The sequence below is a fragment of the Acidovorax sp. sif1233 genome, from assembly GCF_019218755.1.
GTDB lineage: Bacteria > Pseudomonadota > Gammaproteobacteria > Burkholderiales > Burkholderiaceae_C > Acidovorax.
The window spans coordinates 145,499-163,909 of the sequence record NZ_JAHUWZ010000006.1 but is presented as its reverse complement, the minus strand read 5'-3'; the positions used below and the strand labels follow the sequence as shown (position 1 = coordinate 163,909).

Sequence of the window (18,411 nt, the reverse complement as noted above, 5' to 3'; positions counted from 1 at the left end):
GGGGGATGCACCCGGTGGCCCGGCAAAGCCGGTTCCACGGGTGCACCGGCCTTGGGCGCGCCGGTTTCGGAGGGCGATGGCATGGCATGGCGGGGGGCCGGGCGAGCCAGCACAAACACTATCGTTTTGATAGCTTCTTGCGCTTTACCGACAAGCGGTAGAGGGCAAAAAAGTGCTCAGAACAGCCGCCTCCAGCGCACCGAATGCCCGTTTCAGCGCCGGTTGACTCTTTAATGTGAATACACTATTCTTTAAATAGTCAATTTGACAGATTTAAAGATATTAAATGAAGACCACCCGCCAGCAGCAAGATGCCACCCGCCGCCAGATCGTGGCCAGCGCGGTGGACCTCATGACCCGCCAGGGCTTCGACGGCACGACGATGAAGGACATCGCCCGCGCCGCCGGCATTGGCGACGCCACGATCTACAAATACTTCCCGACCAAGGACCGCATCGTGCTGGGCTACCTGGACGACGTGGCCCACCAGGCGCTGGCCGACACCCTGCAGACGCCCGGCTTCGCGGGCTACGGCCTGCAGGAAAAGCTGCAGCGCCTGACCGACGCGGTGCTGGAGCGCCTGCTGGCCGACCGCGAGTTCGTGGCCCAGGTGCGCAGCCTGGCGCGGCGCTCGCCGCTGTCGATGCTGGCCGAGCCCCTGGCGGCACGGCACAGCCTGCGCGAGGCCGTCGCCAGCTTTCTGGAAGCCGCGGAGGCCAGTGGCGAAATCGAGCCCTGCGACTTCAAGGGCATGGCGGGCGGGCTGTACACCGACTACCTGGCCGGTGTGGTGACGTACTGGCTGGCCGACACCTCCGAGGAATTTGCCGACACCACGCAGCTGGTGGACCTCTCGCTCGGCGTGCTGGTGCAGGCGCTGCGCGGAGGGCTCGTCAACCGCGTGCTGCAGCTCGGTGGCTTTGTGCTGCGCAGCCAGATGGCCCGCATGGTGCAGCACAGCAGCGGCCTGATGGGCATGCTGCAGCTGGCCAGACAGGCCATGGCCAGCGCACCGCCCGGCCCGGCCCCCGCCTACACGGCAGCCGCTGAACCATCCCGGTCGCCGGAGCCTTCCAAACCGCCGCGTGCGCCGCGCAAACCCCGCGCTGCCAGCCCGACACCCGCCGCACAGCCAGTGGCCACGCCCCGCAAGAGGAAGTCCGCATGACCACCGCCCGCGCCGTGCGCGAAATCCAGGTGCCCCCAGGCACCGTCATCCATGCCACCTTGCATGACGCGGATTTTTTTGACGCCTTCACAACGACCGATCCCCGCCCCGCCGCCAGCGCATTGCAGACCTGGCTGGAGGTCTTGGCCCGGACACCGCGGTGGACGGAGCAACTTCTGGCAGTGCGCAACAAGCTGGTGCGGCTGGTGGGCCTCAAGGGCGTGGGGCAGTTGCAGGACGTGCACCCGCTTGCCAGCGGAGCCTCTCCAACCAATGCGCGCAGCTACCGCGTCGGAGACCGCGTGGGCATCTTCCTCATCCGCCATCTGAGCGACACCGAAGTGGTGATGGGGCAGGACGACAAACACCTGGATGTGCAGGTCTCGCTGACCAAACACGGGCAGCGGGGCAGCGCGCCTACGGTGGTCATCAGCACCGTGGTGCACATCCACAACACGCTGGGCCATGCCTACATGGCCGTCATCACGCCGTTTCACCGCCGCATCGTGCAGTCCATGCTGCAACAACTGGCCGCTTCAAACCATGGCCCGCGCTGACCCGCCGCGCACCAGCCGGCTTGCGCGCGGCACCATCACGGGCCTGGCGGCGGCACGCATCGGCATGGCCCAACTAGGCCATCGCGTGCGCAGCACGCCGTCTGCCCAGGCGCAGGCCGACCACGAGGCCGCCCTGGGCCGCATCCTCTTTGGCGCCCTGGGCCAGCTGCGGGGTTCGGCGCTCAAGGTATCGCAGCTGCTCAGCATGCACCCGGGCCTGCTGCCCGACGGCGTGCGGCAGGAGCTGGCGCGCGCCCACCACCAGGCGCCGCCGCTCAACCGCGCGCTGGTGGGGCGCGTGTTCCGCCAGGCCTTCGGCCGGGAGCCCGAGGCGCTGTTCGACCACTTCGAGCCCACCGCCTTCGCCGCCGCCAGCCTGGGCCAGGTGCACCGCGCACAGCTGGCGGGCCACGGCACGGTGGCCGTCAAGGTGCAGTACCCCGGCATTGCCGCCACCATCGCCAGCGACATGCAATTGATGCGCACCGCGCTGCGCGCGCTGGCCCACACCGACATGCCCCTGCCCGCCAGCACCGTGGTGGACGGCGTGATGGCCGAGATCGAGGCCACGCTGCTGCGCGAGGTGGACTACCTGCAGGAAGCCGAGCAACTGCAATGGTTTGCGCAGCACGCGGCTTTGCCCGGCGTGGTGCTGGCGCGGCCCATCCTGTCGCACACGCGGGCCCAGGTGCTCACGCAGCAGTTCCTGCCGGGCCAGCACCTGCAGGCCTGGCTGGCCACGCAACCCACACAGCAGCAACGCGATCAGGCCGGGCAGCACCTGTGGGACTGGTTCATGCACTGCACTTTTGTGCTGGGCCGGGTGCATGCCGATCCGCACCCTGGTAATTTTCTGTTCGCCCCCGATGGCACGGTGGGTGTGCTCGACTTTGGCTGCACGCGCAGCCTCTCCGACGGGTTTCGGGCGCAAGTGACACAGGCGTGGTCCGCACTGCTGCGCCCTCCCTCCGACCCGCAGCGCGACGCGCTGGTGCTGCAGGCCTACCAGGCACTCGGGCTCGTCAACGCCGGTCTCTCCGTGCAGGCCTACGCCGCCGAACTCGCCCCCGCACTGGCTGACATGCAGGCCTGGCAGATGGAACCCTTCACGCAGGCGGTTTTCGATTTTGGCGCCAAGACGCCGCCACCCATCACCGCCGCCCGCCACCAGCGCGTGCTGGGCGATCACCTGGTGCAGGTGCCCGGCGAAATGCCGGCGTTCGAGCGCATGTGGATGGGCCTGATGCACCTGCTCACGGGGCTGGGTGCACGGGTGCGCACGCATTGCCCCGCCCTTCTTTCTTCCTAGGAACCCGCCCACATGACCACCCTGACCTCCCCCTCCCCTCGCTCTGCGGCCATGCCGCCTCGCAGCCGCTGGAAGGGCCAGTGGATGCTGGCCGTGGCGCTGCTGCACACGCTGTATGCCGCCGTCGTGTTTCCGACCCAGCTGCAGGAGATCGTGCGGCGCGGCGTTTTCAACAGCGTGCAAAAAGACCCGGCCGTGGGCGCCGTGGTCTGGTTTGTGCTGTTCGGCGTGTTGTTCGCGTTGCTGGGCTGGGCCATCCTGCTGGCCGAACGCAACACAGCCATGGCGCCCGTCCCCATGCGCGGGCTCGGTGCCGGGTTGCTGGCACTCACGCTGCTGGGCATCGTGCTCATGCCCGCCTCGGGCTTCTGGCTGGCGCTGCCGCCCGCGCTGGCCCTGTGCTGGCCCCCGAGGCGCTGAAGGCGAAGAAGACGGATCGCCGCGCCGCGTCTGCACCTTCCACGGCCACCCTGATTGACTTGAAAACTGTCCATGAATACTGCGCTGGTACTGGCAGCCGGGGGCCTCGCCCTGGTGGGCGTTGCGCACTCGGTGCTGGGTGAATTCCTCGTGTTTCGCGCACTGCGCACGCAGGGCGTGGTGCCCACCGGCGGCAAGCCCGTGCTGCACGAGCGGCAGGTGCGCATCCTGTGGGGCACCTGGCACCTGGCCACCGTGCTGGGCTGGGCCCTCAGCGCCCTGCTGTGGCGCCTGGGGACCGTACCCGGGGATGCCAACCTGGGGGCCTGGGTGGCTGACGTGGCCGGGCTGGCCACCTTGGTCAGCGGAATGCTGGTGTTCTATGCCACCGAGGGCAGGCACCCTGCCTGGTTTGCCTTGCTGGTGGTGGCGGCCCTGGTGTGGTGGCGTTGACACGCGCGGGCCTGCACCGGACGGCCACCTGCACGCCCCGGCGTGAAAGAAATCACGAAAAGCCCCCCCTTTGCCGTCACGGGAAACACAACTTCACAAGACTTCGCAATTCGCCTACACCGTCTTGACGCAGCATCTGCACCATGAAGTCTCCGGTTCCGCAAGGAATCATTTTGAGGAGACCATCATGGCCCGCAATGCACTCGCCGCTGCTTCCATCGCCCTGCTGTCGCTGGGCGCCGCGACCGTGGCGCAGGCACAGACCAGCGCCACCGTCGTCATCCAGTCGGGGCAGCCCCACCACTACCAGGCGCCGCCCGCGCCGGTGATGGTGCAGTACGGCCCACCCCCGCCACCGCGCTACGAAGTGGTGCCCCGCCCCCGCCGCGACATGGTGTGGGTGCCTGGGTACTGGGACTGGCGCGGCCACCGCCACGTCTGGATCCAGGGCCACTGGGTGAAGGCCCGCCCGGGCTACTACTACCGCGAGCCCCGCTGGGTGGAGCATGGGGGCCGCTGGGAAATGCGCCCCGGCGGCTGGGACCGCGATGGCGACGGCATCCCCAATCGCTATGACCGCGACCGCGATGGCGATGGCATTCCCAACCGCTACGACCGCGACCATGACAGGGACCGCGACGGCGTGTCCAACCGCCACGACCGCGACCGCGACGGCGACGGCGTGCCGAACCGCCACGACCGCCGCCCGGACAACCCCTATCGCAATTGACGGGGCCTGAGCGCCGCCCGCCCCCCGAGGGCGGCGGGCGCGCCAGGAACTGGCCCTCGCCGCCTACGCACACCCCCGCAGGGCGCCTACGCGGCCCGGCTGCCCGTGCCGCCACCATGCAGTGACCGCTTCCGCAAGGAACATCAGGAGAATCCCATGACCTTCATGACCCGCAAGACATTCACCGCAGCCTCCATCGCCTTGATGGCGCTGTGGACCCTCCCGCAGGCGCATGCCGCCACGCAGGGCACCGTCATCGTCCAATCGGGCCAGCCGGAGCGCAGCTACCACGCCACGCAGTACCAGGTGAGGCCCGCGCCCCCTCCCCCGCGCCATGAAGCCGTGCCCCGCCCCCGCCGGGGCCAGGTGTGGGAAGAAGGCCACTGGGAATGGCGTGGCAACCGCTACCAATGGGTGCGCGGCCACTGGGTGCAGGCCCGCGCCGGCCACCAGTATCGCCAGCCGCACTGGGTGGAACGCGAAGGCCGCTGGGAGTTTCAGCGTGGCGGCTGGGACCGTGACGGCGATGGCGTCTCCGACCGCCATGACCGCGACCGGGACGGCGACGGCGTACCGAACCGCCGCGACCAGCAGCCCGACAACCCGCGCCGCAACTGACCCCACGCCCGGCGCGCGCGCCGCGCAGGGCGCCGCCGGTCAGCCCAGTTGAAGTTCGGCGCGCCCCAGGCCGGGAAACTCAGCCACCACCACCGTGCCCGGCGCCACCATCACGGTGCCGGTGCAGGACCCGGTGGTCACCCACTGTCCCGCGCGCAGCCCACCCAGGCTGTGCGCGCCGCCATTGGCCAGCCAGGCGAGCAGGCGCAAGGGATCGCCCGCCGGGTTGCCCCAGCCAGCGTGCCGCACGGCCTGCGCGCCATTCACCGACAGCACCACAGGCTGCCGCATCGGCTGCACCGACTGCGCGCTCTCCGCTCCCGACCCCACGATGAGTGCGCCATGGCAGGCCTGGTCGGCCAGCCGGCTCCACTCGCCTTGCTGCGCCCAGGCGGCGTAGCGCGTGTCGCAGACCTCGATGGCCGCCCGCACCGACGCCACGGCGGACAGCACCTCGGCCTCGCTGTAGGGCTGCGCCCGGGCAGGCAGATCGGCACCCAGTTCGTACACCAGTTCCGCCTCCACACCCAGCACGGCGAAGCCCGCGCAGGACAGGCGCACCACGCCCCCGCCGGCCATCGCAAACACCGAATCGCGCGCCAGGGCCGCCCGCGCAGGCAGCGCCTGCGGCGACGCCGCGCCCACCTTCCAGCCCGCGATCTCGCCGCGCTCGCGCACCACGGCGTCCTGCACGGCATAGGCCTGGGCAGCGTTCTGGGGACGCAATGCGGCGGGCAGGTCGAGCGGACGGGGCGTGCGCCCCAGGCGGGCCATGGTGAGCACGGCCGCGCTGGTCAGCGGATCAAAGGCGGTATCGGGCATCAAGGCGTCCTGGAGAGAAAGGCGAAGGTTCCGGCGGATTATGGCCAACCCCGTGCCCGCAGCATCAGCAACGATTGCGGCTCATTAGCGCGGACAAAGCGGTTTTTGCGCGATGCGGGCTCCTAGAATGGCCCCCGCAGGAGAGTCAGCGGCCCCGCCCGCTTCACCGAAGGCGCAAACTCCCATACACGCTCAGGTCCCGTACTGCACCATTCATCAAAGCCGTCTGGAGAGCCGCTTCGCGCAACGCGAAGCGCACCGAAGGAGCAAACCGCGCGCCATGTGGGCCGCGCGGTGAATCTCTCAGGTACCAAGGACAGGGGGAGCGGCAGCTTGGGCATTCATGCGCCAGCTGCACGCTATTGAATTCATAGCTGCCAGCGCATGTTGTTCTAGCGCCAGAGCCCAGAAAGGCTTTGAAAATCATGCGCGTGATCGTTTTGGGCGCCGGCTTGCTCGGCGTGACTTCGGCTTACTTCCTGCAACAGCGCGGCCACGAGGTGACCGTCATCGACCGCCAGGGTGCGCCCGGCGCCGAGACCAGCTTCGCCAACGGTGGCCAGATCTCGGTGAGCCACGCGGAGCCCTGGGCCAACCCGAGCGCGCCGCTCAAGGTGCTGCAGTGGCTGGGCAAGGAGGATGCTCCACTGCTGTTCCGCCTGCGCGCCGACATGCGGCAATGGCTGTGGGGCCTGTCCTTCCTGCGCAACTGCACGCCCGCGCGCACGCGCCACAACATCGAGCAGATCGTGCGCCTGGGCACGTACAGCCGTGACACGCTGCAGCAGCTGCGCGCGGCCACCGGCCTCCAGTACGACCAGCGCACGCAGGGCATCCTGCACTTCTATACCAACCAAAAAGAGTTCGACGGCGCCCTGGCCCCTGCCGAGCAAATGCGCCAACTCGGCTGCGAGCGCCAGGTGATCAGCGCCGACGAGGCCGTGCGCATCGAGCCTGCCCTGGCCCATATCCGCCAGCAGCTGGCCGGAGCCACCTACACGGCCGAGGACGAATCCGGCGACGCCAACCAGTTCACACGCGAGCTGGCCAAGCTGTGTGAAGAGGCGGGCGTGCAGTTCCGCATGGGCCACCACATCACCGCGCTGCGCGAGGCAGGTGGCCGCATCGACCACGTGGAAGTGACCAATGCCGAAGGCCGCTTCGAGCGCGTGCGCGGCGATGCGTTTGTGCTGGCCATGGGCTCGTTCAGCCCACTGCTCGCGCAGCCGCTGGGCATCCAGCTGCCTATCTACCCGGCCAAGGGCTATTCGGTGACCATGCCGGTCAAGGATGCGGGCAAGGCGCACCAGGTGAGCCTCACGGACGACGAGTTCAAGCTCGTGTTCTCGCGCTACACCAGCGAACGGGGTGGCGACCGCCTGCGCATCGCCGGCACGGCCGAATTGAACGGCTACGACCGCCACCTGAACCAGGTGCGCTGCGACGCCATCGTGCGCCGCGTGGAGCAGCTGTTCCCCGGCGCGGGCGATGCCAGCCAGGCCCAGTTCTGGACCGGCCTGCGCCCCGCCACGCCCAGCAACGTGCCGCTGATCGGCGCCACCAAGGTGGCCAACCTCTTCCTCAACACGGGCCACGGCACGCTGGGCTGGACCCACGCCTGCGGCTCGGGCAAGGCCCTGGCCGACATCGTGAGCGGCCGGGTGCCCGAGGTGGACTTTGCATTCCAGGGTCTGCAGGGCTGCGCTCCCGGCAAGGCGCTGGTGCCATCGCGCACCACGGCCTGAACGGGAGCACAGCGGGGTTGCAGCACCGCCGCGCAGGCGGGCGCTGCCACCACGGGCCAGCGCCCGGCCTACCTGGCAGCGCCCGTGGCGTGCGCCACGAACTGCGCCACGGCCTGCATGTCCTTCTCGCTCATGCGTTCGGCATACGAAGGCATCACGCCGATGCCCGCCTTGAGCGCGCGCAGCACGCGGCTCGCGTCGGGCTTGAGCTCATCCAGCACCGGGCCCACCTGCCCCTCGGCACCGGCGGCCTGCAGCGTGTGGCACACGGCGCAGGCAGGCTGGATCTTGATGAACAGCTCCTTGCCCCGCGCCAGCTCGGCGGCATCCGCCGCCCAGCCGGCACCCGTCCACAGCAGCAGCACGCTCGACATGGCCGCGAGCGCAGGCACGCGCAAATGCTGGAAACCGATGCGCCCCAGCACCAGTGGCACCGCGGATCTGGCACGGCCAGTCCGGGGGGCGCGCGCCCCTCCAGGGAGGAAGGCGCGCAGCGTCTCAGGGGGGCGCCCGGTCACGCTGCGGTCACCGTGACCGCATGGTCGCGCCAGCTCGCGTTGTTGTAGCCGCCCAGGTTTTCCTCGCGCTGCTCGGCCTGCACATTGCCTGCGGCATCGGTGGCGCGGCTGGCCAGCACGTGCGTGCCCGCCGCCAGCGTCACCGGCAGCACGAACTGGCGCCACGCGAACTTGCCCAGATCGGGGCCGATGAGCCGCGCGGCCTGCCAGGTCTTGCCGCCGTCCACCGAGACCTCCACGCCCTTGATGGCCTGCGTGCCGCCAAAGGCCACGCCATGCACCTGCACCTGGCCGGCCTTGAGGGGGCCCTTCTCGGGCAGGGGGCCATTGATCCAGGACTTGACGCCCATCTCCCACACCGACGGCTGGTCGGGGCTGGCCTTGGAGCCGGGGGGCGACATGCGGTAGCCGTGCGACATGATGCGCGCCTGCGACTGTGCGCCGGTGAAGGCCACGCGCTTGACGTACTTGATGTTGTTCACGCCCTGGTAGCCCGGCACCACCAGCCGCAGCGGGCCGCCGTGCGCCAGCGAGATGGGCTCGCCATTCATTTCCCAGGCCAGCAGCGCGTCCTCGGTGGCCTTGATGGGCACGGAGCGCTCCACCAGCACGGACAGCGGGTCCACGCCCTCGGGCAGCTTCTCACCCCCCGTGCCCGTGAGGTAGGCCGCGCCATCGGCGAGCCCGCCCAGCGCCGCCACCACATTGCGCAGCGGCACGCCGCTCCACACGACGCACCCCGCCGCGCCCACGGCCCAGGGCGTGCCGCTGGGCTTGCTGGGGAAGAAGCCACGCCCGTTGCCCGAGCACTGCAGCACGGTGGCCACGGTTTCCACGCCCAGGGTCTTGAGCTCGGCCAGGGTGAGGCTGCGCGGGTTCTTCACGCCTTCGACCGACACCGTCCAGGCGTCCCGGTTGTCCAGGATGGCCGCGTCGGGCGCAGGCAGGTTGTTGCGCACATACAGCTGGTTGGAGGGCGTGATGACACTGGTGCCGAAAGCCGAGCGCCGGGTTTCCAGCGTGCTGCTGCTGTGCACGATGAGCGCATCGGAAGACTTCCATCCCGCGTACGCGGGCAGCGGCTTGGCGGGGCTGGCGGCCTGCTGCGCCCTGGCGCTGCCGGTCCATCCGGCCAGGCCCAGCGCGCTCAAGGCAGCGGCGCTTCCGGCCAGCATGTGGCGGCGCGGCAATGTCATGGAATCTTTCATGGAAACGGTCTCCAAAATAATGATTGAACAGGCAGGCTCGCGACAGCGGTGGGCAGGCCCCCGGCTTTCAGCCTAGGCCGCATTCTGTGCGGCAGCCCCTGCGCACCGCGCGCGACATGGCGTTAGTAAACGTAACAAATACAAAACATCGGAAACATTCGTACGCAGATACGGAGGGCGTGGGCATATTCGCCCTTTCTTTTGAGAGAGGGCGCGCGCCATGAACACTGACTGGAGACCCATGGGCGGCAAGCTCGCGGTGCTGCTTTTCGCGTGCGCGGCCTGTGCCGTGGCGCAGGCCCAGCTCACCGCCATGGTGGCGGTGGAGCCCACGGCCCGCAAGGCGGCCCACTCCATCCTGCGCACGGCCGCCGAGTCCGGGCTCTCCAAGGCGGCCGGCCAGACGGTGGCCCTGGCCACCAGCGACGAACTGGCCGACGTGATGCGCGCCACGCGCAGCGCCAGCCACGACATCTTCATCGGCCCCGCCCAGGTGGCCGCTTCCGCCCTGCAGCGCGGCTATGAACTGGTGGGCGCGACGCAGAAATCGGACAGGTACCTGCTGGTCGGCCTGCCGCAGATCGACGCGGTGCCGGCGATGAAGGGCCGCAGGCTCTACCTGCCCCAGCAGGATTCGCTCTATACCTACATGGCGCGCGGCATGCTCAACGAGGCGGGCCTGTCGTTCCAGGACCTGCGGGCCGTGCAGTACGAGAAGTTTCCCCAGGCGGGACTCACGGCCCTGACGCTGGGCACGGCCGACGCCACCGTGGTGCGGGAGGACGAGTGGGCGGAATGGTCCGCCGCGCACCCGGGCACCGCGCGCGTGCTGGCCACCTCGCAGCCGGTGCCGGGCGGGTTTTCCATCGTGGTGAAGAAGGACCTGCCCGCTGATGCGCGCGGCAAGCTGGCCCAGTGGTTTGGCGGGGCCTCGTCCGCCACCGGCCTGCCCCCGGTCGCCGTGCGCCCCGAGGCCGCGGAGTACCGGCGCGTTGCGGAGCTCGGCCTCTTCACGCCCACCAGCCTGCCCGGGGTGAACCGCATCACCGCGCGCGAGGCGCAGAGCCTGCAGGCCCAGGGCGCGACGCTGGTGGACACGCGCACCGAAAAGGAATTCAAGACCCGGCGCATCCGGGGCGCCGTGTTTGCCGCCTATGTGGAAAAGAGCCTCAAGGACGTGGCGTTCAACGCGGCCCAGGACGATTTCCAGGCGCTCGACAAGATTCCCAGCCTGGACAAGGCCAAGCCCGTGATCTTTGCCTGCAACGGCGCCGAATGCTGGAAGTCCTACAAGGCGGCCAAGGTGGCGGCGGCCAAGGGCTTCAAGTCCGTGTACTGGCTGCGCGGCGGGCTGCCCGAGTGGGACGCGACCGGGCTGCCCACCGAAGGCGGCTGAGCACGCGGCGCACGGGCCGCCACGGACCCCGCGCCAGGCCTGCCCTGCGGCCTGCGCGCCCTGCACCATCGGGTGCCGCGCGCGCAGGCGCCGTGGCCCTTGGGAAACCCGCCGCGCCCCCGTCCTTACAATCCCATACTCATCAACACCCAAGGGCGTGCAAGGCGCCCTTTGTATGGAAATAGCAATACTGTTCGCCCTCATCCTCCTCAACGGCCTGTTTGCCATGTCCGAGATCGCCCTGGTCACGGCCCGCAAAGCCCGGCTGCAGAAGCTGATCGATGAGGGCGATAGCGGCGCCGCCGCCGCCGTGAAGCTGGGCGAGGACCCCACCCGCTTCCTCTCCACCATCCAGATCGGCATCACGTCGATCGGCGTCCTCAACGGTATCGTGGGCGAGGCCGCGCTGGCCGCGCCGCTCGCGTCCTGGCTGGAGTCGCTGGGCGTGCCGCTGCCCTATGGCGGTTATGCGGCCACGGGGCTGGTGGTGGTGCTGATCACGTACTTCTCCATCGTCGTGGGCGAGCTCGTGCCCAAGCGCATCGGCCAGTCGTACCCCGAGACCTTCGCCCGGCTCGTCGCGCGGCCCATCAACTTCCTGGCGCTGGCCACCAAGCCGTTCGTGCTGCTGCTGTCCACGTCCACGCGCACGCTGCTGCGCCTCCTGGGCGTGAAGGAAACCAGCGGCAGCCCCGTGACCGAGGAAGAGATCCACGCCATGCTGGTGGAAGGCACCACGGCCGGCGTGATCGAGTCGCACGAGCACACCATGGTGCGCAACGTGTTCCGGCTCGATGACCGCCAGATCGGCTCGCTCATGGTGCCGCGCGGCGACGTGGTGTGCCTGGACATCGATGCGCCGTTCGAAGACAACCTGCAGCGCATCGAAGAATCCGACCATGCCCGCTTTCCCGTGGTGCGCGGCGGCATGGACAACATCCTGGGCGTGCTCAACGCGCGCCAGTGGCTGTCGCGCACGCTGCGCGACCGCGCCCACGGCCTGACCCAGCAGACGCTGCAGACCGCGCTGTACGTGCCCGAAACCATCACGGGGATGGAGCTGCTGGACAACTTCCGGCTGTCGGACGTGCACATGGCTTTTGTCATCGACGAGTACGGCGAGGTGCAGGGCATCGTGACGCTGCAGGACCTGATCGAGGCCATCACCGGCGAGTTCCAGCCGCGCGACCCCGAGACCTCGTGGGCGCTGCAGCGCGAGGACGGCAGCTGGCTGCTGGACGGCCACATTCCCGTGCCCGAGCTGAAGGACCGCCTGAACCTGGACACCGTGCCCGAGGAGGAGCGCGGCCGCTACCACACGCTCAGCGGAATGATCATGCTGCTGACCGGCCGCCTGCCCAAGGTGACCGACACGGTGCAGTGGGAGAACTGGAAGCTCGAAGTGGTGGACATGGACGGCAAGACCATCGACAAGATCCTGGCCACGCGGCTGACGCCCGAGGAAAAAGCCGAGTCCGACGAGAACGGCGCGGGCTGACCGGCGTTGGCGATTGCGGGGGCTGCCGCACCAGCCCGCCCCCTCTTCTACATCAGGACGGTGAGGGCTCGCCGTCCACAAACACGGTCAACACGCCGGTGTAGCCGTACAGATGGTGGTGGGCAATCTCGCCGCCCGCAAAAAAACCGGCCAGCGGCACATCGCCCAGCGCGTGGCGCACGATCTGCAGTTCGGCGCTGGGGCCGCCAAAATGCGGGCCGCCACGGCCCGAGCAGCTCACGTAGATCGCGCCGCAGATGCGCCGGCCCGCCTGCGGGGCGAGGCTGCCCTGGCCGCCCGCGGCGGGCCCGGCGGCCGCGCCCGCCGCGGCATCCGAGACCAGCGGCACGGGCTCCAGCTCCTCTGGCGACAGTTCCTCGCGGATCTCGGCGCAGATGCGCATGAGGTCGGCGCGCGCCGCAGCCACGTTGCGCTGGCAGAACGCCAGGTGCATGCCGGCCTCGACCTTGTCGGCCAGTGCCACGCCCCGGCGGGCGCCGTCCAGCCCGACGATGTGCCGCACCCGCGTGTCGGTGCCGAAGTGGCCCGTGCGGCGCTGGCCCTGGGGCTGCTCGCCCGCGCTGACCAGGCCCGCCAGCGTGGCGCGCACCTTGCGCAGGGCGGGCTGGGGATCTCCGTCGAGCGTGACGTCCAGCGTCTCCAGCAGCACGTCCAGCGCGGGTTCGCCGTCGAGCTGCAGCACCACGTTCTCCTGCGCGTCGGTGATGGTGCGCAGCGCCCCCACGGGCTGGCAACCCTGCGTGACGCGCGACACCAGCGCCACGCCGGCGCCAAACGCCACGCCCGACAGGCCGCCATCGAACACGCCGCCCGCCGCGCCCTGCCCGGCCATGTTCCCATCGCCCCCCACGGCGAACTGCACGCTCGCGCCGCGGCTTGCGCTCAGGCCCCCAAAGAGATAGCCCGTATCGGTGCGGGCCGCCATCTCCGCCAGCAGTTCGGCCAGCTCGGGCGTCTGGCCATCGGCATGCACCAGCGCGGTGTGCGCGACGAAGCCGCTGGCCGGGTGGCGCGGGTGGTTGGGCAGCGGTGCCACGCCCGAGAACACGCGGTACTGGTCGGCGGGTACATCGAGCAGCAGCACCGACAGCGCGGGCTCGTCAAAGTACTCGGCATTGTTGGCCGATACGCCCACGCCCACGGTGCCGCTCCAGTCCGTGACCTCGGGCAGTTCGCCACTGAGGTGGTCGAGCAGCGCCTGGGCCTCGCTGGCGTAGTGGTCGGTGATGTAGAGCAGGCCCAGCGTGGGCGCCGAGGCGTATTCGGGCAGCGCCATCTGGGCGCGCAACTGCGCCAGAACCAGCGCGGCGGCCATGCGCCACTGGGGATGGGTGGCGTGGCCGGAAGGGAAAAGCTTCATGGTGTGGATCTCCGTGCCAGGGGCGGTGGCGGGGGTGTCGGGCCCCCACGGGTTGCCACCCGCCCGCGTTGGCGTCAGCCCGCCCGCTTGCGGGCCGCCGGGCCGCGGGTGCTGCTGCCGGTTTTTTTGGCGGCGGGTTTCGCCGTGGTCTTGCGGGCCGCGGGCTTCTTGGTGGCGGCGGTCTTCCTGGCGGTGCCCGCCGCCGCGGCACGCTTAGCGCCGCCCTGCATGGTCTGCATGCCCTTGGCGGCGAACTGGGTGGCCATGCCGGTGGCCGTCTTGAGGGCTTCCTTGGCGAGGCCCGTGGCCATGTTCTTGGTGGTGTCGATGGCGGTCTGCTTGGCCGCGTCCTTCATGGCGTTGGCGGCGATCTGCTGGAACTGGCCGGTGAGCGCGCCCCACCACTGCATCGGGTCCACCACGGTGGGCGCGGCGGCGGCGGCCGCTGCCGCCTTGCTGCCCTTCGCCTTGGCCTTGGCGGGCTGGGCGGCGGGCTCGGCGTCCTCGCCCTCGTCTTCTTCTGCTTCTTCGGCGGGGCTCGCGCGGCCCGTGACGCGGGCGGCGGCACCAGCGACGGCACCGGCCGCGCCGCTCACCGTGTCGGCGGCTTTCTGCACGCCGCTCATCACGGTGTCGGCGGTCTTGAGCTTGAAGGCATTGGCCACGTCACCCATGCTGAAGTTCATGCCCTTGAGCGTGGCCAGGGTCATCTTCTGCACCTCCAGCGCCTGGATGGTGGCGGCCAGCGCGCGCGAGTTCTGCTCCAGCCAGAACTGCACGGCCTTGAGTTCGTCGATGCGCTTTTCGAGCTCTTCCACGCTGATGGTGGGCGCTACCCAGTTGCTCAGGTTGGGCAACTGCGGAATGCTGCTGGACGCCCCCTTGGCCAGGCTCTGCAGAAAGTCAAAACCGGGAACAAGTTTGCCGAAACCGAAATTCGATGTGTCGCTCATGGCCGCTCCGCAAGAGGTGGGTCTGTGGTGGGGTCACAGCTTACTCCAATGCGTTGCGGCCGCGAAGGCAGTGGCGCAGGCCAAATCCTCAGTGTTTGTGCTCATGCGCCTTGGCGCCGCCGGGCGCCGACGTGCCCACGGGCACGCTCAGTTCCAGCTTGCTCTCCGCGCCCTTGGCGTCCTGGAACACCAGCGTGATGGGCACCGAGCTGTCCTTGGCCAGCGGGGCCTTCAGGTCCAGCAGCATGACGTGGTAGCCACCGGGCTTGAGCTCCACGGTCTTGCCCGCGGGCAGGTCCAGCGCGGGCACGGCGCGCATCTTCATCACGTCGCCTTCCATTTTCATCTCGTGCACCTCGGTGACGCCCGCAGCGGGCGACTCGGCGCGCACCAGGCGGGCGCCGTCCCGGGCGGTCAACTGCATGAAGGCGCCGGTGCCCTTCTGGCCCTGCACGCTGGCGCGCGCCCAGGCGCCCTCGACCTTGACGGCGGCGGTCTGTGCCCACGCAGCAGGGGCGCTGGCCAGGGTCGCGGCCAGTGTGGAAACGAGGGCGGCGGTGCGAAGCAGTTTTTTCATGATGGATGTCTTTCGGATATCAGAAGGAAAATTGGATGGAACAAGCCCGTGGGCCTGACTGTCAATGATGGTGGGCAACGCCGCCGCCCGTGGGCAGAATCTCCAGCGCCGCCGCAGGGGACTTCAGGTCCGAAAGTTTCTGGCCCGCCTTGGGCACGTCAGTCCAGTCGTTCCGGCCTTCGGCGCAGGCCTGGCGCACGGGCCAGTACACGGTGCCCGCCTGCTCGGGCGCCTGGGCCACGAGCACGAACTCATCGTAGTGCGCGCTTTGCAGCATGTCCTCCGGGGTCTTGGCCGTCCAGGTGATGCGCACCACGTCCTCGGTGATGCTGCGGCCGTGGCTGGTGTACGGCTGGGCCAGCTTGTCGCGTTGCACATCGAGCGTCCAGCCCGGCTTGGGCATGGGGCGCGCGCCGCGCATGCCGGCCGGGATGTCCACCGCGATCTGCCGCGTGGGCGACGCGCCGCAGCCGTGGCCGACCTTGAAGCTCGCCTTGTAGCTGGCGCCCGCCGGGGCCACCTGGTATTCGAGCACCACATGGGCGGATGCAGAGCCCAAAATGCCTGCAGCGCTTAACAGTAAAGCGGTAGCCGCTATATTTTTCATAGTATTTGATTTCATATTCAGACCTTTCATTTCAACGATGCATTGCATTCAACACTGGCGCGCCCGAGGCGAGCGCCGTCGCGGAACCGGCTTCGCCGGGCCGCTGGAGGCGTCCCCCTTGGGGGATGCGGCGAAGCCGCTCAGGGGGCTATCTTTAGTTCTGCCATGTAGGTGCGCTGCGGGTAGGGGTGGAAGTTCCAGAACTGGTAGTTGTTGAGGTTGTCGATGCCCACGGCGGCGCTCACCTGCTTGGTGATCTGGTAGCGCACGCGCACGTCGGTGGTGAAGTAGCGGCTCGCGCCCTGGTAGGCAAAACCGTTCACATCGGTGTTGTCCAGCGTGCTGTACTGCCTGCCGCTGTAGCGCGCGCCCAGGGTGTACGACCATTTGTCGTCCGGCCGGTACGTGGCCACGGCACTCGCGCGCCACTCGGGGATGCGCGGCTGCCACTTGCCCACGCTGGCGGGAAACTTGTCGTTGCGGGTGATCCTGGAGTCCGTCCAGGTCAGGCTTGACCCGAGGTCGAGCCCACGCAGGAGCACATTGGCGGCCTGGTACGACAGCTCGATGCCCTTGGTGCGGATGGCGTCCACGTTCTGCACGTTGGTCACGTTGGGCGTGACGAGCACGTTGGTCTGCGAATACAGCGCGTCCCTGGTGCGCTCGAAGAACGCGGTCAGGCGCAGCAGCCCATTGCCCATATCGCGCTCGGCCGTGAGCTCGGTGGTCCAGCTCTTTTCGGGTTTCAGGTTCGGGTCGTTGTTGATGAGCGTGCCGCTGCCGCTGATGCCCCCCTGGTACAGCTCGGCCACGGTGGGCATGCGCACCGCGCGGCCGGTGGAGGCTTTCAGCACCCACAGGTCGCTGGCCTGCCAGGCCACGGCGGCCTTGGGCGAGAAGTACGTCTCGTTGCGCCCGGGGTGGTTCACCGTGGTGGTGGCGTTGCCGGTCTGGCCGTGGCTGGCGCTCCAGCGTTCGGCGCGGGCGCCCAGGACGGCCTTCCATTGGGGCGCGATCTTCCAGGTGTCTTGCGCCCACAGGCCCAGCAGCTGTGTGTCGCCGTTGAACGCCTGGTTGCGGGCGCCCGCAGCGCCGTTGATCCAGTTCGCCGTGGCGTTCTCCACCGTGCGCAGCTGGTAGCTGTCGCGCTGCAGGCCGAAGTCCACGATGTGCGCGCCCTGGACGCCCTCCGGCCGCCAGGTGCCTTTGGCGGCCAGCGTGTTCCAGCCCGTGCCCTTGCCGTTGACGATGCGGCCCGCGCCGCCATGCAACGCGGCGGGCATCGCCACCGTCGCGGCACGCAGGGTGTCGGTCTGGTAGTCGTACAGGCTGGCGGCCACTTCCCAGTCGAACGTGCCCTGCGTGTGGCTCTTGACCGAGAGCCCGTGCATGAAGTGCGTGAGGTTCTCGTTGGACACATTGAAGTCGGTGGGCGCCAGCGTGTACGAGCGGCCGTTGATGTTGACCGTGCCGCCGTACACCGCATTGCCGTTGGCGTCGCGCAGGTAGCTGGCGGGGCGCCCTTCGGATTCGTTGTGCCACCAGCCCAGGGTGTAGGCCGCGCGCACGGTGGGCGAGACGTCGTAGGCGATCTTGGCCTTGATGTGGTCTTGCTGCGTGTGGTACTGCGTGGCCGTGCCCAGCAGGTACCAGGGCTGGTTGCCGCGGTTGTCGCCCAGCACGGCACCCGTCACCGGCGTGCCTGCATGGCCCACGGCGCCTGCAGACACGAGGCGCGTGGGGAAGGTGAGCGGCTGGCCCTCGCTGTCGGTCTTGTTGAAGTTGAGGAACCACGACCAGTCGCCATTCTTGTTGCCCACCGAGGCGCTGACCTGCTTGCCCGCGTAGGTGGCGCTGGTGCCGTACAGATCGAACGGCTGGTGCTGGTAGCTCACCTGCGCATGCGCCTCGAACTTTGTCGGCATGCGCGTCACATAGTCCACCACCGCGCCCACCGAGTTGCCGGCGTACGCTGCGGAGAACGGGCCGTAGAGCACGTCCACGCGCTCGATCTCCTCGGGCGTGACCAGCATCCAGCGCGGCGCGTTGGTGGGGCCGTTGCCCAGGTAGTTGGAGAGCAGGATGCCGTCGGCGAACACCATGGACCGCGCCGGGTTGCCCGTGCCCGAGGCGCGGGTGGACAGCACGGCGTGGTTGTAGTCGCCGATGTAGCGCTTGCGCACCAGCAGGCTGGGCAGGTACTTGAGCGCGTCTTCGCTGTCGGTGGCGTTGATGGAGTGCTCGATCTGCTCGCGCGTCACGCCTTCGATGGTGGTGGGAATCTGCGTGGGCAGCGACGTGGGCTGGCCGCCGCGGATGGTGACCACGCCCAGCTCCTTGACGGGCGTGCTGCTGTCAGCGGTCTGGGCCCACGCGGGCACGGCCCAGGACAGGGCAAGGGGAAAGGCGCCGGCCACGGCCAGCGCCATGCGGCTTTTGCGCATGGGAACT

General features: G+C 69.1%; 18 protein-coding genes and 1 riboswitch. Of the genes, 10 read left to right on the top strand and 8 right to left on the bottom strand.

Translation table 11 applies throughout. The annotated features are described in order from the left end of the window. The first annotated feature begins 286 nt into the window (after positions 1–286). The 7 genes from KW843_RS19785 to KW843_RS19755 all read left to right on the top strand — a co-directional run bounded on the left by KW843_RS19785 (position 287) and on the right by KW843_RS19755 (position 5,255). On the top strand, positions 287–1,168 hold the full coding sequence (locus tag KW843_RS19785) for a TetR/AcrR family transcriptional regulator (RefSeq protein ID WP_218296862.1): 882 nt from the start codon (positions 287–289) through the stop codon (positions 1,166–1,168). Continuing rightward, the gene (locus KW843_RS19780) at positions 1,165–1,725 is read left to right on the top strand and encodes a DUF2867 domain-containing protein (RefSeq protein ID WP_218296861.1); all 561 of its coding nucleotides are present in this window, start codon (positions 1,165–1,167) and stop codon (positions 1,723–1,725) included. The genes KW843_RS19785 and KW843_RS19780 overlap by 4 nt, the downstream gene beginning before the upstream one ends. Beyond that, entirely contained in the window at positions 1,712–3,034 is a 1,323-nt protein-coding gene (locus KW843_RS19775; RefSeq protein ID WP_218296860.1) for an AarF/ABC1/UbiB kinase family protein, read from the top strand. The genes KW843_RS19780 and KW843_RS19775 overlap by 14 nt, the downstream gene beginning before the upstream one ends. A 12-nt stretch (positions 3,035–3,046) precedes the next feature. Beyond that, entirely contained in the window at positions 3,047–3,454 is a 408-nt protein-coding gene (locus tag KW843_RS19770; protein WP_255594828.1) for a DUF6463 family protein, read from the top strand. Positions 3,455–3,526: 72 nt separating this feature from the next. Next, positions 3,527–3,907: a hypothetical protein gene (locus tag KW843_RS19765; protein ID WP_218296859.1), complete on the top strand. Its 381-nt coding sequence runs from the start codon at positions 3,527–3,529 to the stop codon at positions 3,905–3,907. Positions 3,908–4,094: 187 nt separating this feature from the next. Beyond that, positions 4,095–4,637 carry a YXWGXW repeat-containing protein gene (locus KW843_RS19760; RefSeq protein WP_218296858.1) on the top strand — a complete coding sequence of 181 codons (543 nt, stop codon included), beginning with the start codon at positions 4,095–4,097 and terminating at the stop codon, positions 4,635–4,637. Between the two features lie 165 nt (positions 4,638–4,802). Continuing rightward, a complete protein-coding gene (locus KW843_RS19755) occupies positions 4,803–5,255 on the top strand; it encodes a YXWGXW repeat-containing protein (protein ID WP_218296997.1) in 453 nt (150 codons plus the stop codon). A 39-nt stretch (positions 5,256–5,294) separates the two neighbouring features. Here KW843_RS19755 and KW843_RS19750 read toward each other — a convergent pair whose 3' ends face one another. Beyond that, the gene (locus tag KW843_RS19750) at positions 5,295–6,077 is read right to left on the bottom strand and encodes a 2-keto-4-pentenoate hydratase (RefSeq protein WP_218296857.1); all 783 of its coding nucleotides are present in this window, start codon (positions 6,075–6,077) and stop codon (positions 5,295–5,297) included. A 216-nt stretch (positions 6,078–6,293) separates the two neighbouring features. Then, positions 6,294–6,407, top strand: a riboswitch (glycine riboswitch). A 95-nt stretch (positions 6,408–6,502) separates the two neighbouring features. On the opposite strand from KW843_RS19750, the gene KW843_RS19745 reads away from it, so the two are divergent. Then, on the top strand, positions 6,503–7,822 hold the full coding sequence (locus KW843_RS19745; protein WP_218296856.1) for a D-amino acid dehydrogenase: 1,320 nt from the start codon (positions 6,503–6,505) through the stop codon (positions 7,820–7,822). A 68-nt stretch (positions 7,823–7,890) separates the two neighbouring features. On the opposite strand, the gene KW843_RS19740 is transcribed toward KW843_RS19745, so the two are convergent. Beyond that, positions 7,891–8,196 (bottom strand): cytochrome c, encoded by a 306-nt coding sequence (locus KW843_RS19740; RefSeq protein ID WP_304505119.1) that lies wholly within the window; start codon positions 8,194–8,196, stop codon positions 7,891–7,893. 140 nt (positions 8,197–8,336) lie between these two features. Then, on the bottom strand, positions 8,337–9,548 hold the full coding sequence (locus tag KW843_RS19735; protein ID WP_218296855.1) for a sulfite oxidase: 1,212 nt from the start codon (positions 9,546–9,548) through the stop codon (positions 8,337–8,339). Positions 9,549–9,768: 220 nt separating this feature from the next. Here KW843_RS19735 and KW843_RS19730 point away from each other — a divergent pair, with 220 nt between their 5' ends. After that, the gene (locus KW843_RS19730) at positions 9,769–10,944 is read left to right on the top strand and encodes a rhodanese-like domain-containing protein (protein ID WP_255591614.1); all 1,176 of its coding nucleotides are present in this window, start codon (positions 9,769–9,771) and stop codon (positions 10,942–10,944) included. A gap of 175 nt (positions 10,945–11,119) precedes the next feature. Next, positions 11,120–12,442 (top strand): hemolysin family protein, encoded by a 1,323-nt coding sequence (locus KW843_RS19725; RefSeq protein ID WP_218296854.1) that lies wholly within the window; start codon positions 11,120–11,122, stop codon positions 12,440–12,442. A 52-nt stretch (positions 12,443–12,494) separates the two neighbouring features. Here the strand turns inward: KW843_RS19725 and KW843_RS19720 are convergent, their stop codons facing one another. The 5 genes from KW843_RS19720 to KW843_RS19700 all read right to left on the bottom strand — a co-directional run bounded on the left by KW843_RS19720 (position 12,495) and on the right by KW843_RS19700 (position 18,404). Further along, a complete protein-coding gene (locus tag KW843_RS19720; RefSeq protein ID WP_218296853.1) occupies positions 12,495–13,823 on the bottom strand; it encodes an FIST N-terminal domain-containing protein in 1,329 nt (442 codons plus the stop codon). Positions 13,824–13,897: 74 nt separating this feature from the next. Further along, positions 13,898–14,776 (bottom strand): PhaM family polyhydroxyalkanoate granule multifunctional regulatory protein, encoded by an 879-nt coding sequence (locus tag KW843_RS19715; protein ID WP_218296852.1) that lies wholly within the window; start codon positions 14,774–14,776, stop codon positions 13,898–13,900. A gap of 88 nt (positions 14,777–14,864) precedes the next feature. Beyond that, entirely contained in the window at positions 14,865–15,353 is a 489-nt protein-coding gene (locus KW843_RS19710) for a copper chaperone PCu(A)C (RefSeq protein WP_218296851.1), read from the bottom strand. Between the two features lie 61 nt (positions 15,354–15,414). Then, a complete protein-coding gene (locus KW843_RS19705; RefSeq protein WP_218296850.1) occupies positions 15,415–15,975 on the bottom strand; it encodes a YcnI family protein in 561 nt (186 codons plus the stop codon). A gap of 125 nt (positions 15,976–16,100) precedes the next feature. Next, positions 16,101–18,404, bottom strand: a complete 2,304-nt coding sequence (locus KW843_RS19700) for a TonB-dependent receptor (RefSeq protein ID WP_218296849.1) — start codon at positions 18,402–18,404, stop codon at positions 16,101–16,103. Positions 18,405–18,411 lie beyond the last annotated feature (7 nt).